15 protein-coding genes and 1 pseudogene are annotated in these 13,461 nt (G+C 35.4%); 7 read left to right on the top strand and 9 right to left on the bottom strand.

Translation table 11 applies throughout. The features are described 5' to 3' along the window. Nucleotides 1-104 precede the first annotated feature (104 nt). The 3 genes and pseudogenes from MKX29_RS14040 to MKX29_RS14030 all read left to right on the top strand — a co-directional run bounded on the left by MKX29_RS14040 (nucleotide 105) and on the right by MKX29_RS14030 (nucleotide 1,706). A complete protein-coding gene (locus tag MKX29_RS14040; RefSeq protein ID WP_341106127.1) occupies nucleotides 105-293 on the top strand; it encodes a hypothetical protein in 189 nt (62 codons plus the stop codon). Nucleotides 294-547: 254 nt separating this feature from the next. Continuing rightward, nucleotides 548-1,062, top strand: a pseudogene (locus MKX29_RS14035) (DUF3189 family protein). A gap of 209 nt (nucleotides 1,063-1,271) precedes the next feature. After that, entirely contained in the window at nucleotides 1,272-1,706 is a 435-nt protein-coding gene (locus MKX29_RS14030; protein WP_341106125.1) for a ferritin-like domain-containing protein, read from the top strand. 520 nt (nucleotides 1,707-2,226) lie between these two features. On the opposite strand, the gene MKX29_RS14025 is transcribed toward MKX29_RS14030, so the two are convergent. From MKX29_RS14025 to yugI, 3 genes are all read right to left on the bottom strand, one after another. Continuing rightward, nucleotides 2,227-3,576, bottom strand: coding sequence for a glucose-6-phosphate isomerase (locus tag MKX29_RS14025; protein WP_341106122.1), 1,350 nt, complete (start codon nucleotides 3,574-3,576; stop codon nucleotides 2,227-2,229). Between the two features lie 315 nt (nucleotides 3,577-3,891). Then, a complete protein-coding gene (locus MKX29_RS14020) occupies nucleotides 3,892-5,055 on the bottom strand; it encodes an iron-containing alcohol dehydrogenase (protein ID WP_095372078.1) in 1,164 nt (387 codons plus the stop codon). A 194-nt stretch (nucleotides 5,056-5,249) separates the two neighbouring features. Continuing rightward, the gene (yugI, locus tag MKX29_RS14015) at nucleotides 5,250-5,654 is read right to left on the bottom strand and encodes a S1 domain-containing post-transcriptional regulator GSP13 (RefSeq protein ID WP_095372077.1); all 405 of its coding nucleotides are present in this window, start codon (nucleotides 5,652-5,654) and stop codon (nucleotides 5,250-5,252) included. Nucleotides 5,655-5,845: 191 nt separating this feature from the next. Here yugI and MKX29_RS14010 point away from each other — a divergent pair, with 191 nt between their 5' ends. Continuing rightward, nucleotides 5,846-6,130, top strand: a complete 285-nt coding sequence (locus MKX29_RS14010) for a helix-turn-helix domain-containing protein (protein ID WP_224937972.1) — start codon at nucleotides 5,846-5,848, stop codon at nucleotides 6,128-6,130. 193 nt (nucleotides 6,131-6,323) lie between these two features. Continuing rightward, entirely contained in the window at nucleotides 6,324-7,160 is an 837-nt protein-coding gene (locus MKX29_RS14005; RefSeq protein ID WP_306470103.1) for an alpha/beta fold hydrolase, read from the top strand. A 19-nt stretch (nucleotides 7,161-7,179) separates the two neighbouring features. On the opposite strand, the gene MKX29_RS14000 is transcribed toward MKX29_RS14005, so the two are convergent. Continuing rightward, entirely contained in the window at nucleotides 7,180-7,443 is a 264-nt protein-coding gene (locus MKX29_RS14000) for a DUF1871 family protein (RefSeq protein ID WP_251163322.1), read from the bottom strand. A gap of 88 nt (nucleotides 7,444-7,531) precedes the next feature. Between MKX29_RS14000 and MKX29_RS13995 the strand changes: the two genes are divergently transcribed. After that, nucleotides 7,532-8,701 (top strand): MalY/PatB family protein, encoded by a 1,170-nt coding sequence (locus MKX29_RS13995; protein ID WP_341106115.1) that lies wholly within the window; start codon nucleotides 7,532-7,534, stop codon nucleotides 8,699-8,701. A gap of 47 nt (nucleotides 8,702-8,748) precedes the next feature. Here MKX29_RS13995 and MKX29_RS13990 read toward each other — a convergent pair whose 3' ends face one another. The 3 genes from MKX29_RS13990 to MKX29_RS13980 form a co-directional block, all read right to left on the bottom strand. Then, nucleotides 8,749-9,321, bottom strand: a complete 573-nt coding sequence (locus MKX29_RS13990) for a GNAT family N-acetyltransferase (RefSeq protein ID WP_341106113.1) — start codon at nucleotides 9,319-9,321, stop codon at nucleotides 8,749-8,751. A gap of 257 nt (nucleotides 9,322-9,578) precedes the next feature. Continuing rightward, the gene (locus tag MKX29_RS13985; protein ID WP_341106111.1) at nucleotides 9,579-10,139 is read right to left on the bottom strand and encodes a superoxide dismutase family protein; all 561 of its coding nucleotides are present in this window, start codon (nucleotides 10,137-10,139) and stop codon (nucleotides 9,579-9,581) included. A 387-nt stretch (nucleotides 10,140-10,526) separates the two neighbouring features. Further along, nucleotides 10,527-11,270, bottom strand: a complete 744-nt coding sequence (locus MKX29_RS13980) for a peptidylprolyl isomerase (RefSeq protein WP_341106109.1) — start codon at nucleotides 11,268-11,270, stop codon at nucleotides 10,527-10,529. Nucleotides 11,271-11,417: 147 nt separating this feature from the next. Between MKX29_RS13980 and MKX29_RS13975 the strand changes: the two genes are divergently transcribed. Further along, nucleotides 11,418-11,798 carry a kinase-associated lipoprotein B gene (locus tag MKX29_RS13975; RefSeq protein ID WP_341106107.1) on the top strand — a complete coding sequence of 127 codons (381 nt, stop codon included), beginning with the start codon at nucleotides 11,418-11,420 and terminating at the stop codon, nucleotides 11,796-11,798. A gap of 417 nt (nucleotides 11,799-12,215) precedes the next feature. On the opposite strand, the gene kapD is transcribed toward MKX29_RS13975, so the two are convergent. Then, on the bottom strand, nucleotides 12,216-12,830 hold the full coding sequence (gene kapD / locus MKX29_RS13970) for a 3'-5' exonuclease KapD (RefSeq protein WP_373370963.1): 615 nt from the start codon (nucleotides 12,828-12,830) through the stop codon (nucleotides 12,216-12,218). A 378-nt stretch (nucleotides 12,831-13,208) separates the two neighbouring features. Further along, nucleotides 13,209-13,412: a hypothetical protein gene (locus MKX29_RS13965; RefSeq protein ID WP_224937981.1), complete on the bottom strand. Its 204-nt coding sequence runs from the start codon at nucleotides 13,410-13,412 to the stop codon at nucleotides 13,209-13,211. Between the last annotated feature and the right edge of the window lie 49 nt (nucleotides 13,413-13,461).

The following is a 13,461-nucleotide window of genomic DNA, read 5'->3' as shown; positions in this document are numbered from 1 at the left end:
TGGACAAACATACAATCACACTAAGAACTTGCCTTATAAATTAATAACAGTATTTAACAATGCAAACAGTGTAGCTGCTCACGCGGAAGGAAATTCAATGACTGATGATGGTCATGATTCTCATGCAGAAGGATTTGAAACTGCTGCCAGTGGTGCTATTGACAGATGATGGTAGTTGCTCAATTAATGATTACTGTTTACCGAATGATGAAGGAATTGCTACATTTTCAGATACAGGTTACCGTGTGATGGATAGAATAAGTTCTGATCAGATACTAGTCATGTTTAAATAAATAAAGTTTTTAGAGAGTTGGCAAGTACTATGGAAGGACAATAGTTAACTGAGTACAGAGACGTTTCTCATAGCGATATCGAGAGCTGGTTAACTTATAATTACCACTCTTAAGCATCTTTCCCTATTTTTTGTTCATCATTTCCACCTTTTGGATCCTCTAAGTAGGAATTATAATAGGCTACTTTTATGGAAAGAATGAAATAGGGTTACCGTAAATTATAAAAGAGAGGAAGAATGGATATGAAAGAAAAAATCATCTATATATATCACGATTTTGGAGGTACCCATACCACCTCTTTAGCCGCTGCCTATCACCTAAATATCTTGAGTGATACTAATCTAATACCAAGTAAAGAAGAGATTTTATCTGTTCCATACTTTAACAAACTAAAAAAGAAGGACGCTGGGGAGTTTATTTACCATGGAATTGATAGTGATGGTAATACGGTTTATACTATCGGGAGAAGATCATCCAAACTAACTGTAAAATCACTATATAATTTTAGTGAACTATTATCTGTGCAGCATCAAACTATGAATAAAAAAATAATATTTTCTAATACCTCTCCTGTTGTACCGTTAGCTATGACACTGGGAGGATTTTTTTCACGAGGTCTTGGAATTGATTCCATAGGGGTACCACTTTTAATTAAAGGTGCACAGCGTTGTAGCGAAAACATCATTCAACTTGTAATAGAGAAAAAAAAGTGGCTAAAGAATCGAATCAACTAATTGTTAAGATTGAAAACAAAAAATACCAAGCTTGATATTCTTAAAGCTTAATCACTTCTTCTTTGGAAGCTCTTCACAAAAAAAACAGCTGCCTTCCACCCTCTGTTTAGCGCATAGGTGAAACTGTTGAGTTTGCTCAATCACCAATATTCTCAATACTAGTAGACTTAATAATTCTGTGTACAAATTCCTTAATTTTTCATATTGCATATTCTAAACTGATTTAAATTAAGGAGTTGATTAAATGTACTATATGAGTAAGCCAATACAATTCAGAGACAACCACGAACTTATAATGGATATTTCTAAAGCCATTAATGGTGAGTACTCTGCGATTAATTGTTATAAGAAACTTCAACAATTAGCACCTAATGAGAAAACTAGGACTATTATTAAAGAAATTAGACAAGATGAGAAAAAACATTTTAGGATTTTTAACGAGATATACAGACAACTAACAGGACATAAGCATTCGCCTCAATTAACTGATCAATGTCCAAATTCTTATCAAACTGGTTTAGATTATTCATTTAACGATGAGCAAAAAACTGTGGACTTCTATTTAGAAATTGCCGATAAAACCAGTGACCCATATATTAAAGAACAATTTAATAGAGCAGCTAAAGATGAGCAAAATCATGCTGTTTGGTTTGTCTATTTAATGAATAGAGGATATTAATTTTCACTATTCTTCAAAACATAACAAAAAAGTAATACTATAAACCTTTCACCTCATAAATACCAGTACCGGGATAAACAAACCCATGGCCAATATGTATTTCATTTACTGATCTTCTGTTTCGGTACGATTATCTACTAAACGAAAACAACCTAGGGCATTTCTCTATCTATGACCTATTCGAACTTTCAGTATCGAAGCATGGAAGTGCTCGGTGGATGGAAAGTAGCATCTAAGACCAACCAGGTCTTATTTTTTTAAAATAAGAGCATATATTTTAGAGGAGAATGTAAGAATTGTTGATTAACATACCTAAAAGGAGATATTGAAAGTTATATGATAAGAGGCAGGGTATCATTTGAAGAAATACAAGTTAATCTTGGACATAGAAACCTTATGATGTTTGATAAAATCTCAAAAATATATGGCTGATCTATAGACTTTATGCATGAATTGTGGTCAATCAGCCATATACAATTGTTTTATGTTTACTTATTACACCATTAAGAGTTGAAGGCTATTATTTCAAGCGTTCTTCAAGCTCTTTTTTCTTCTCTTCATAACCTGGTTTACCTAGTAATGCAAACATATTTACTTTATATTCTTCCACACCAGGTTGATCAAATGGATTTACACCAAGTAAATACCCGCTAATAGCACAAGCTTTTTCAAAGAAATAAACAAGATAACCAAAAGTGAAAGCATCCATTGCTGGAATCGTTACAATGAGGTTAGGTACATCGCCATCTGTATGGGCAAGCATTGTTCCTTGGAATGCTTTATGATTCACAAAATCAATCGATTGATTAGCTAAATAGTTTAAACCATCTAAGTCATTTTCAAGGTTTTCAATTTTCACTTCATGTCGTGGTTTCTTCACTTTAATAACCGTTTCAAATAAATCTCTTCTACCTTCTTGCACATATTGACCAAGTGAATGAAGATCAGTAGAAAAATTGGCAGATGAAGGATAAATGCCTTTTTGATCTTTTCCTTCACTTTCACCAAATAATTGCTTCCACCATTCTGAAAAGTATTGTAACCCCGGCTCATAATTAACAAGCATTTCAATGGTTTTGCCCTTATTATAAAGGACATTCCTTACTGCTGCATATTGATAGGCGATATTCTCTTCTATATCGGCAGAACTTAACTCTTTACGAGCAGCTACAGCCCCTTCCATTACTTGATTAATATCAATATTCGCAACGGCAACTGGTAGTAATCCAACGGCTGTTAGCACAGAGTATCTTCCACCAATATCATCCGGAATAATAAATGACTCATAGCCTTCTTCATTCGCTAATGTTTTTAACGCGCCCTTTTCTTTATCAGTGGTAGCGTAAATTCGTTTTCTCGCTTCTTCTACGCCATATTTCTCTTCTAATATTTTTCGGAATAAACGAAAGGCAATTGCTGGTTCTGTCGTTGTTCCAGATTTAGAAATGACATTAATAGAAAAGTCTTTACCTTCCAATAAATCGATGACATCATGAATATAACTAGAGCTAATATTATTGCCTACAAAAACGATTTGAGGTGTTTTCCTTTTTTCTTTTGAAAGAGCATTATAAAAACTATGTTGTAACATCTCAATAGCAGCTCTTGCACCAAGGTAAGAACCACCAATTCCGATTACTAAAAGAACATCTGAATCTTGCTTGACTTTTGTTGCTGCCTGTTGAATTCTTGCAAATTCCTCGCGATCATAATTTTTCGGTAAATCTACCCACCCTAAGAATTCATGACCTGCCCCTGTTTTATTTTCTATAGCGGTATGCGCTGCTGTTACCGCTCCTTTTAAGTATGATAGTTCATGCTCACTAAAAAAGCTAAACGCTTTCGTATAATCAAACTGTATATGAGTCATCGTTTTTCCTCCGCTTATGTATTTCATGAATCAATAGTCCTCTATCACTTTATCGAAAGACAAGGAATTTTTCAAGAATCAGTCTTTGCCACCGACGGTTTGAACAACCAGTTTAACCGTTATCTAGTTCATGATTACATCATTTCCAAAAATAAGGTTTATAACCCATCACTCGTGCTTAAGCAAAAATTATCCTTTCACCTTTTTTACTATGGGTGTATAAGGCAACTCACACCAGGTGACCACAATTCCATTAAACCCAAATATGATAAGAACCTATAAAGAAAGCTCCCGTTTCACACGAGAGCTTCATCCTTATAATGCTGAACGATAGATTGAAAGAACATCCTCTTTATCTAATACTTGAAAACGACCAAAAGGACCATTATGAACGGCTTTATTTGCCATATCTTCTAGCTTGCTATCGTCTATACCATAATCTGATAATTGTTCGGGTGCATCAATACTGTTCCAAAAAAGTCTTAAACGAGCAATTCCTTCTAATGCGACTTCCTCATCTGTTTTGCCTGTTGGATCAACTTCAAACACTCTTATTGCTAATTGTTTCATTCTCTCAGGCTTGGCATGTAATGTATGCTTAATCCAATGAGGGAATAAAATGGCCAAACCGCCACCATGAGGGATATCATAGACTGCCGATACAGCATGTTCAATATTATGAGTTGCCCAGTCTCCTTTATAACCCATATTGAGAATACCGTTTAATGCCATTGTACCGCTATATAAAATGGTCGCACGATGCTCATAATTTTCTAAGTCATCTATTAGTTTTGGAGCTGTATCCATTATCGTAGTTAAGAGAGATTCGCACATACGATCTTGAAAGTCCGTATTTTCTTCTAAATGGAAATAATGCTCAAGTACATGAGACATCATATCGACTATGCCATAAATCGTTTGGTCTCTTGGCACTGAATATGTATGTTCTGGATCTAAAATTGAAAATTGAGGGAAAACAGCCGGGCTTCCCCAAGACAATTTTTCATGTGTTTCCCAATTGGTAATGACCGCTCCAGAATTCATTTCAGAACCCGTTGCAGCTAATGTAAGGACGGTACCAAAGGGAATCGCTTCTTCCATTCTTACTTTATTCGTCACCATATCCCAAGCATCACCAGCAAATTTCGTTGCTCCAGCAATGGCTTTTGTACAATCGATGACACTCCCGCCACCAACAGCTAGAATGAAATCAATTTCTTTCTCGCGGCAAATATTCACACCTTCACGAACGGAAGAAACACGAGGATTTGGATCAACCCCACCTAGTTCATACACTTCTGCGTCCATTTTCTCAAGCTCATTCATTACCTTATCGTATAGACCATTCCTTTTAATACTTCCACCACCATAAACAACCAGCACCTTACGGCCAAAAGGAGAAATCTCTTCGCTTAATTTACTAAGTTCACCTTTACCAAAAATCAATCTCGTTGGATTCCAAAATGTAAAATTCTCCATTCTTTTCACCTTCCTTTTTTGTTATTATCATTTTTTTTACTAAGGATTGCAAAGAATACATCTTTTTTTATTTATTTTAAAAAATAAAATAAATACCTCTCTGTCATTGTCTCTTCCGAGGAACTAAATGATTCTTTCTTTCGACAAAAAAGACACCGAGATTTCCCCGGTGTCTTCTGTGAAGCTGAACTAGATTATTTTTTAATTAAATCTTCACGCTCAGATTGTGCAATCCACTCTTGCAATTTATCTTTTAGTGTATTGAAACCTTGGCTACCATTATCCTCTACTTTTTGAGCTACAGGATTATTTGGGCGTTTGCGAGGTTTTTTCTCTTTTTCTGTTGGCGCTGGTGCTTCTTGGGTTGCACGAATAGAAAGGCCGATTTTTCCAGCATTTTCATCAATAGACAGTACTTTTACTTGTACTTCATCTCCAACACTTAAATGTTCATTAATATCTTTAACGAAGCCATGAGTAACTTCTGAAATGTGAACAAGTCCTTGTGTATTTTCATCTAATGCAACAAAGGCACCATAAGGTTGAATACCTGTTACTTTTCCAGTAATCACGCTGCCTACTTCAATTTTCTCTGACATGGGAACACTCCTAATTATTAATATTTTATCGTTTATATACGCAATAAAAAATTATATCATACTCTATAGCTAATATCAAAAGTAAAATGGATAGTCAATAAATAGTCACAATTAATTAACGAAATGTTCATACAATTACCCATTAAAAAAGATGATTGGTGGTAAAATAAAATATAGAAGGGGGGATAAAAATGAATCACATTGGTGAAAACATTCGCTTAGTCCGTGAACAACATGGGTTAACAAGATTGGAACTTGCAAAAAGAGCGCGGGTAGGTAGTGCAGTAATCGAAAGATATGAGTCAGGTATTTCCACCCCAGATACGCTAACAATCCTCAAGCTATGTACAATATTGGACATCCCAGTATCAACTATTACAAATCCACAAGTTGACCTTCAAAATCAGAACGAGTTCAACCATCCTATGCTTCATCAACAGGATATAAATGAAACTATTTCCAATTCTTACGTATAAACATGTAGGTTTTCGGGAAGGCTTATATTGTAAGTCTTTCTAGAATTCCCCCTTTGTTGAAGGCAATCTGTTATAGGATTGCCTATTTTTTATTTTATGCCTCAGATAAAATGTTTCTCCTTGTAAGCAATGGCTACGAATGATATGACTTATAGTAACACCTTACATCACTGTAAAGAAATGAGGACAACCATTGCCAAACGATAAAATGCTTCTAAATGGAAATGACTTTTATTATGAATATTACCCACACCCAACCCCTAAACGATCATTTGTATTATTGCATGGGTTTCTTTCTTCCAGCTTTAGTTTTCGAAAGCTCATACCATTGCTACAAAAAGAAAATACAGTACTCACAATTGACCTCCCACCATTTGGAAAGAGCGGAAAAGCAAAAAAGTTTATCTATTCTTATGAAAATATTGCTTCAACTGTTATTTTACTTCTTGAAAAATTATCTATTCAACAAATCGTGATGGTTGGGCATTCAATGGGAGGACAAATTTGCCTAAACATTGCTCATCAAAGACCAGACCTGCTTGAGGCTGTAGTCTTATTATGCAGCTCTTCTTATCTACCGAGAATGCCAGCAAAGTATGTTTACGCAAGTCACCTCCCTTTCTTTTCTCATTTTGTAAAAAAATATCTTGAAAAATCAGGTGTAGAAAAAAACTTAAACAACGTTGTTTATGAAAAAGAAATGATTGATGATGCCATGAGGGATGGTTATCTAGAACCATTTTTAAACAAGGATATCTTCTATTCCTTAGCGAGAATGATACGTGACCGGGAGGGAGATTTGGATGAGACCTTATTAAAAACAATTAACACTCCTTGTTTACTCATATGGGGGGAGGCAGACAAGGTGGTCCCACTCTCTATCGGTCAAAGATTACAAGGAGACCTACCGCATAGCGAATTACATATCCTTAAGCAGGCAGGTCATCTTATACCCGAAGAAAAGCCTGAGGAGATTGCAGCAATTATCGAACAATATTTACAGAAAAAAGAGAATGGTGGGCTAAGATAATTTTTATTCCATCACCCATTTATTCAATTTCGCAAGAACTATTATTTTTTATCACCAGGAGTTTCTTTGCATATTTTTTACATTGAGCAAGAGGAATTACTTCATCAAAAGAGAATTCATATATAGCTTGGATGTTATGGGCCAATTCATTAGTATCGTCAACAGTTTGTACTACTTGGAGAATATCAGCTATTTCCGTATCGTAATTACCTGTACCGATATGAAATGGGTCCCAATCATTTAAACAATCAACTAACAAAAGATTCATTTGTTGTGTATTCATTATTCATTCACCTTATTATTTTTCATTTATGTTTACATATCTTATCATATAGATAGAAATCGATAAATAAAGAAATGGTGGGATAGAAGTGGAAAATCAATATTTTCATGAAATTTTTGATCGTAAAAATACGTCATCAGTGAAGTGGGAATTGACCAAAATGGTTTTTGGAGAAGAAGACGTCCTTCCAATGTGGGTCGCAGATATGGATTTCAAACCGCCTAAAGAGGTAACAAATGCCCTACAAAAACGTTTAGATCACGGAATTTATGGTTATACATTTGCCTCCCCATCCTTACCAAAAGCAATCAAGGATTGGGTAAGTGTTCATCACGGCTGGGATATTCCACTGCAGTCCATATTATACAATACCGGTGTGGTTCCATCTTTGGCAGCAGTCGTACAGACCTATACAGAAGAAGGGGACAATATATTAATACATACCCCTGTTTATCCGCCGTTCACAAATGTCATTGAAAGTAATCATCGTAAAGTTTTACGGTCTCCACTTCAGCTTGTTAATGGACATTACAAAATTGATTTTGATGACTTTGAACAGCAACTCAAAAAAGGTGCGAAAATGTTTATTCTCTGTAATCCTCATAATCCAGGAGGAAATGTGTGGTCAAAAGAGGATTTACAGAAGATCGGTGACTTATGTATCGCTTATGATTGCTTAATCCTATCAGATGAAATTCATGCAGACCTCGTCTATAAGCACAAAAAACATGTCGCTATCGCTAGCTTAAGCGAGGAACTAAGAGACCAGACGATTACATGCATTGCACCAACGAAAACTTTTAATATTGCTGGGTTGCAAGCATCCGCCCTTATCATTCCAAATGAGACATTAAGGAAAAAATTTGAAGATTTTCAAGCAAGACAAGGCTTCCATCAATTATCCATCTTTGGAATGGTCGGCATGGAAGCTGCTTATACCCATGGAGCAGACTGGTTAGAAGCTTTACTCTCCTATTTACAACAAAATATCCAGAGTGTAAAAAGTTTTATAGAAAAAGAATTGCCTGATATTGATGTCGTTGAACCAGAAGGGACGTATTTAATCTGGCTAGATTGTCGTAAACTCGGCTTATCTGATGATGACATTCAGCAAAAGCTTGTAAAGAAAGGAAAACTTGGATTAGAGCCAGGACCAAAATATGGCCCAGGTGGTGAAGGGTTTGTCCGTATGAACATCGCCTGCCCTCATGATATACTTATGGATGGACTTCACCGTTTAAAAACAGCATTTTCATAAGGATTCTGTAAAAAACATGTCGGAAAAACGATCTCCGACATGTTTTTTTATTTCAATAAATTCTCTTTTAAATGCTTTTTTATTTCTAACCAATCTTCTATTGTCACACTATACATCACTGTGTGACGAATTTCTCCATTCCTACGAATCATATGATTGCGTAATACCCCCTCCTTCTTAGCACCTATTCTCTCAATTGCCTGTTGTGATTGGAGGTTCTCATGGCCAGTTTTTATTTGTACTCGATTTAATTTCAGTTCTTCAAAACAATAAGATAATAAAAGGTATTTACAGTTTGTATTGATGGCACTGCGCCAATAATGAGGATGAAGCCATGTTGAACCGATTTCTAACCTTTTATGGGTAAGGTCCACATCTAAAAACCAGGTACAGCCAATAATTTGCTGCTCCTTTTTATTAAAAATAACAAAAGGGAACTCTCTTCCTTCTTCACGCTTTTTGATACCCGCTTCAACATATGTAACGACATCACTATATTGGGTTAAATCGACTGACATATGTGTCCAAATTGACTCGTCTTTCGCTGCCTTGTTTATCCCTTCAATATGACAAGTTTCCATTGGAATCAGTTGTACTACACTATTTTCTAGTTGCTTCATAAAGTCCCCTCCCTTTACCCTATTAAAGCATATTTACTATAAAATAAATATGGTTTTTTACATAATATTCTTACTTTTGTTCACGTAATGATTTTCATTCATTTATTTTAAAAAACTTATGACTGACTTCGCTCACTCTAATGGTTTACTGTCTCTTCTATCGATAAACAAGCCTGGTTTTTTATCGTTTCCTAAACAATAAAAAAAGAACAAATCCCTTCCAGAGTTTGTTCTTCCTTCCGTGTACATAGTATTGGTTAACTCTTACTATTTTGTGCTTCTTTCTGCTTTGGTTCTTTGTTCTTTGAAACCACTCCACATGCAATTCTTTCCCCTGAGTCGCCAGAAGGCTGTGTCATTCCATCATCTGTTTTTTCATCAATGACAATAGATGTACCATCTTTTGTTAATAATGAAGACTTGTCATCTTTCATTGTAACTTCAGCTGCAACTATGTCTGTCTTCACTTTCCCATCATCTTCCACAATAATATTAGGTAAATCTCCCGCATGATGACCATCTTGATTCAGTAAACCATGATCTTTATCTTCGGGATTAAAGTGATTACCAGCCGATTTAAAATCAGGAGCCTCACACTCACCTTTCTCATGGATATGAATAGCATGATCCCCAGGGGGCAGACCTTTTAAATCTAAGCCTAACTTGACCCCACTGGCCTGCTCTTCTAATTTAATCTTACCAAGAGAATCTCCTACTGCGTTAAACATTTCTACATCTACCTTTTTTACTTCCTGTTCTGTACAACCCATTAATAAAACAGATAGACTAAATAATAAATAAACTATCTTCTTATTCATAAAGAAAGCCTCCAAAAAGAAAATCATGCACTTAGCTTTTCCCAATCCAAAAAAAATACAACCACTACTCAAAGTGGTTGTCGAAAAGTTTACAAACATGAAAGTTGCCTTCAATCAACAGAGGAGTTTTTACTTTTTTGTTTTAATTGGTCTTCGAGTTCGCGTGTTTTTTCACTCTCTTTTTTTGAGTGGTGAATAAACCATCTCATTACAAATGCTGCGAGAATCATAAAGGCAACTAACCATATAACGGCCGGAATATATTCTGTCTTGTCTTCTGGAAAATAAAGAAATAAAGAAAACACATAAGTTTGAAGCACGGCTATGTTCCTTTCTTACTTTCGTTGATATCCTTATTATAACAGTCGATGTAATCTATACCAACCTTTATTCGATGACTTGTATTTTCTCAATAATCACGTCTTCTACTGGTTTATCGTTTTCATTTACTTCTACTTGTGCAATTTCATCAACAATATCCATCCCATCTATCACCTGTCCAAAAACAGTATGACGCCCATCTAGCCATGGCGTTCCACCATTTTCCACATATTTCTCAATAATGTCAGCTGGATATTCATTATCTTTCATTTGTTGTTCTAGGCCATCCCCTAATGTTGTATTCTGAACAATGAAAAATTGACTACCATTTGTATCAGCACCTTTGTTAGCCATCGATAAGGCACCGCGAATATTAAATAATTGATTAGAGAACTCATCCTCAAAGTATTCCCCGTAAATACTTTCTCCACCAAGTCCTGTGCCTTCAGGGTCTCCACCTTGGACCATAAACTCTTTCATAACACGATGAAAGATAACGCCATCATAATAGCCTTCTTTACTATGAGTGATAAAGTTTTCTACTGTCTTAGGTGCAATATCGGGGAAAAGTTTAATCGTAATTTCGCCTAATGATGTTACCATCTTAACGACCTGCTCATTTTCCCCTACTTCATTGGAAAGCTGTGGGAAACCTTTTACTTTAGCAGTTTCGCCTGTATCATCTTCTTGTGTTTTTTCCTCTGCTGTTGACTTGTCCCCTTTGTCTGCATCAGCTGTATCGTTATTCTCACCACAACCAGCAAGTAATAAAAGAAGCGTAGCAAATAAAACCAACCATTTTTTTCTCATTTTCTCACTCCCAAGTGTATGTATTATACTACCATTATTTTAATATTGTACCGGTTTGTAAAGAGCCTATCTATCTGTTTTATGGATTGTCTTTCATTTCTTTCTCATTCATAATATAGGCAAGATCAATTGTTAGGAGGTACATCAATGAGTGAATTAAAAATTGGAGATAAAGTTACCGGGATATACAAAACAGGGAAATATATTGGAGAAATCACAGACATCCGTCCGCAAAGTTATTTGGTAAGGGTCTTAGCAGTGCTGAAGCATCCTACACAAGGTGATCTTCATCACCCTAAAGAAGTAGACGGCGTTTTCTTTCAAGAAAGAAGAGCCTTGGCATATAGGGAACAAACGAATGTCCCTTTAAAAATGTTGAAACCTTTTACCGAAGAAATTCCCGACTATCAAGTTTCACTTCAAGATGCTATTGAAAAAATGCGTGCAGAATTACTTAGCAAAAGCACGGAATGGGCAGAAAAAAGCTTAGTGAACTTAAAATCATTAGAAAAAGACTATTTTAAATAATTGTTTTTAAACGAACTATCACAGATTGAGTCCTAAATCACATTTAGTCATTTAGGACTTAAATCTCCCTTAACAGTCCCCTTCCCTTTTGCCCTCCGTTCTGGCTGATTTGAAATCATTTATGTGGGCATTGCTTATTTGTACTCCGTATTTCTAGTTAGCTCCTTTGCTCTTTTGATATTCGTTTCTAAAGTAGTATGTATGTACTACGGCTTGATGACCGTCATTCCTTCTGTCACTTCACGAATCCAATGCAAGCTAGCACTTGATTAAGTACAGGAGATTAGCAGCAGTACTGTAAAAACAGCGACTTTTTTTCTTTCGCGTTTATCACCTTGACCACTTTTTTTGCATAAGGTTTGATATTAAAAACAGGTTTTCATGCAAAAAAATAAGACTCAATTTTACTTTGAGTCCTTACACATGTTGCTTCAACAGCTTAGAAAAATCTATGACGTCCCCGATTGTAGCAGGCTTCGGTTTCTTTAGATAGCGCTTATCTTTTTCCACAAGCTTAAAGATCTGATAAGTCGTTAAGGCATCATCCAATGCTTTATGGTGCTTCCCGGTGCCTTCTTTTCCATACTCTTGCACAGCCCTCCATAAACCTGTCTGATTCTGATTACCGAAGAATCGTTTATACTCCATTGATAAATCTATTTCTTTACCATCAAAGGGAAACGGTAACTCCGTATGTAAACAATTATTTCGCAGCACCTTCATATCCATATTTCCCCATGTAACGATTTTTAAGGAGGAGACAGTTGGTATTTTCGAAAACTTTTCTAACATTTGCTTAAAAGTGATTCCTGTATCAACCTGTTGTTGAGAAATTTTCAAAAATGAGCTACACCTTTTAGATAAATGAGGGTACTTAATTGGTTTCACATAAGATGAAAACTGGTCAACGATGTTTCCACCCTCTACCAAAATATAGCCCACTTCAATGATTTCAGGATAAAAACCTTTCCAATTCCGTTCTGGCATTGTAAATTCAAAATCAATAAATAAATATCTTGCTCCTTCCATCAGCTGTGACCCCCCTTTTTACGTAAATAATAAGAAAAGATCCCTTCTTTATAAACGGATTTTATCGTGTACTCTATTGTTATTATAGCATGCTATTTTTTTATTTTTCTGTTATTTGAATTAAAACCTAAATATACTCCATCATATTCCTGACTGTCCCAAATATGTACTTTTTTATTTCTCATGTTATGTACGGTCATTTTAGAAAATCCCCTTCCCTATATAAACCAACGAAGTTATGCATAGTATTTGGGATTGCATTATTCATTGGTAATCTCATCATCATTGTTCAAATAAAAAAGATCCGAGCAAAGTCAAATTTGCCCGGACCTTTCAAGTCTCATTAGTCGTCTTTAGCCACGTATTTTTGGAAAAATTTTTTCAAGACACTTCTCTAATTTTCACGTACTCTCTTGGAGCAAAATCAGATACATCCGCTTCTATTTCCAAATTACTCCATTCACTTTCATACTTTTTAGGTTGATCTGCCTTCAGTTTATTTGACATTTCCTGTGATTCAACGAACCATGCACTGCAGAAAATGATGGCAAATATGCCTATAGCAGTTATTATTTTCCCAAACATTTACAAACCACCACCTAAAAATAGTTTGTATAATTATTCGTTTTTTTAT

This window comes from Cytobacillus sp. FSL R7-0696 (genome assembly GCF_038006865.1).
Taxonomy (GTDB): Bacteria; Bacillota; Bacilli; order Bacillales; family Cytobacillaceae; genus Cytobacillus; species Cytobacillus kochii.
Note: the sequence above shows the minus strand (reverse complement) of the source record. Positions and strands in the feature narration are given on the sequence as shown.

Coding starts and splice junctions, on each gene's coding strand:
- MKX29_RS14040 (WP_341106127.1), top strand. CDS start 105: ATGATGGTCATGATTCTCATGCAGAAGGATTTGAAACTGCTGCCAGTG.
- MKX29_RS14030 (WP_341106125.1), top strand. CDS start 1,272: ATGTACTATATGAGTAAGCCAATACAATTCAGAGACAACCACGAACTT.
- MKX29_RS14025 (WP_341106122.1), bottom strand. CDS start 3,576: ATGACTCATATACAGTTTGATTATACGAAAGCGTTTAGCTTTTTTAGT.
- MKX29_RS14020 (WP_095372078.1), bottom strand. CDS start 5,055: ATGGAGAATTTTACATTTTGGAATCCAACGAGATTGATTTTTGGTAAA.
- yugI (WP_095372077.1), bottom strand. CDS start 5,654: ATGTCAGAGAAAATTGAAGTAGGCAGCGTGATTACTGGAAAAGTAACA.
- MKX29_RS14010 (WP_224937972.1), top strand. CDS start 5,846: ATGAATCACATTGGTGAAAACATTCGCTTAGTCCGTGAACAACATGGG.
- MKX29_RS14000 (WP_251163322.1), bottom strand. CDS start 7,443: ATGAATACACAACAAATGAATCTTTTGTTAGTTGATTGTTTAAATGAT.
- MKX29_RS13990 (WP_341106113.1), bottom strand. CDS start 9,321: ATGAAGCAACTAGAAAATAGTGTAGTACAACTGATTCCAATGGAAACT.
- MKX29_RS13985 (WP_341106111.1), bottom strand. CDS start 10,139: ATGAATAAGAAGATAGTTTATTTATTATTTAGTCTATCTGTTTTATTA.
- MKX29_RS13980 (WP_341106109.1), bottom strand. CDS start 11,270: ATGAGAAAAAAATGGTTGGTTTTATTTGCTACGCTTCTTTTATTACTT.
- MKX29_RS13975 (WP_341106107.1), top strand. CDS start 11,418: ATGAGTGAATTAAAAATTGGAGATAAAGTTACCGGGATATACAAAACA.
- MKX29_RS13965 (WP_224937981.1), bottom strand. CDS start 13,412: ATGTTTGGGAAAATAATAACTGCTATAGGCATATTTGCCATCATTTTC.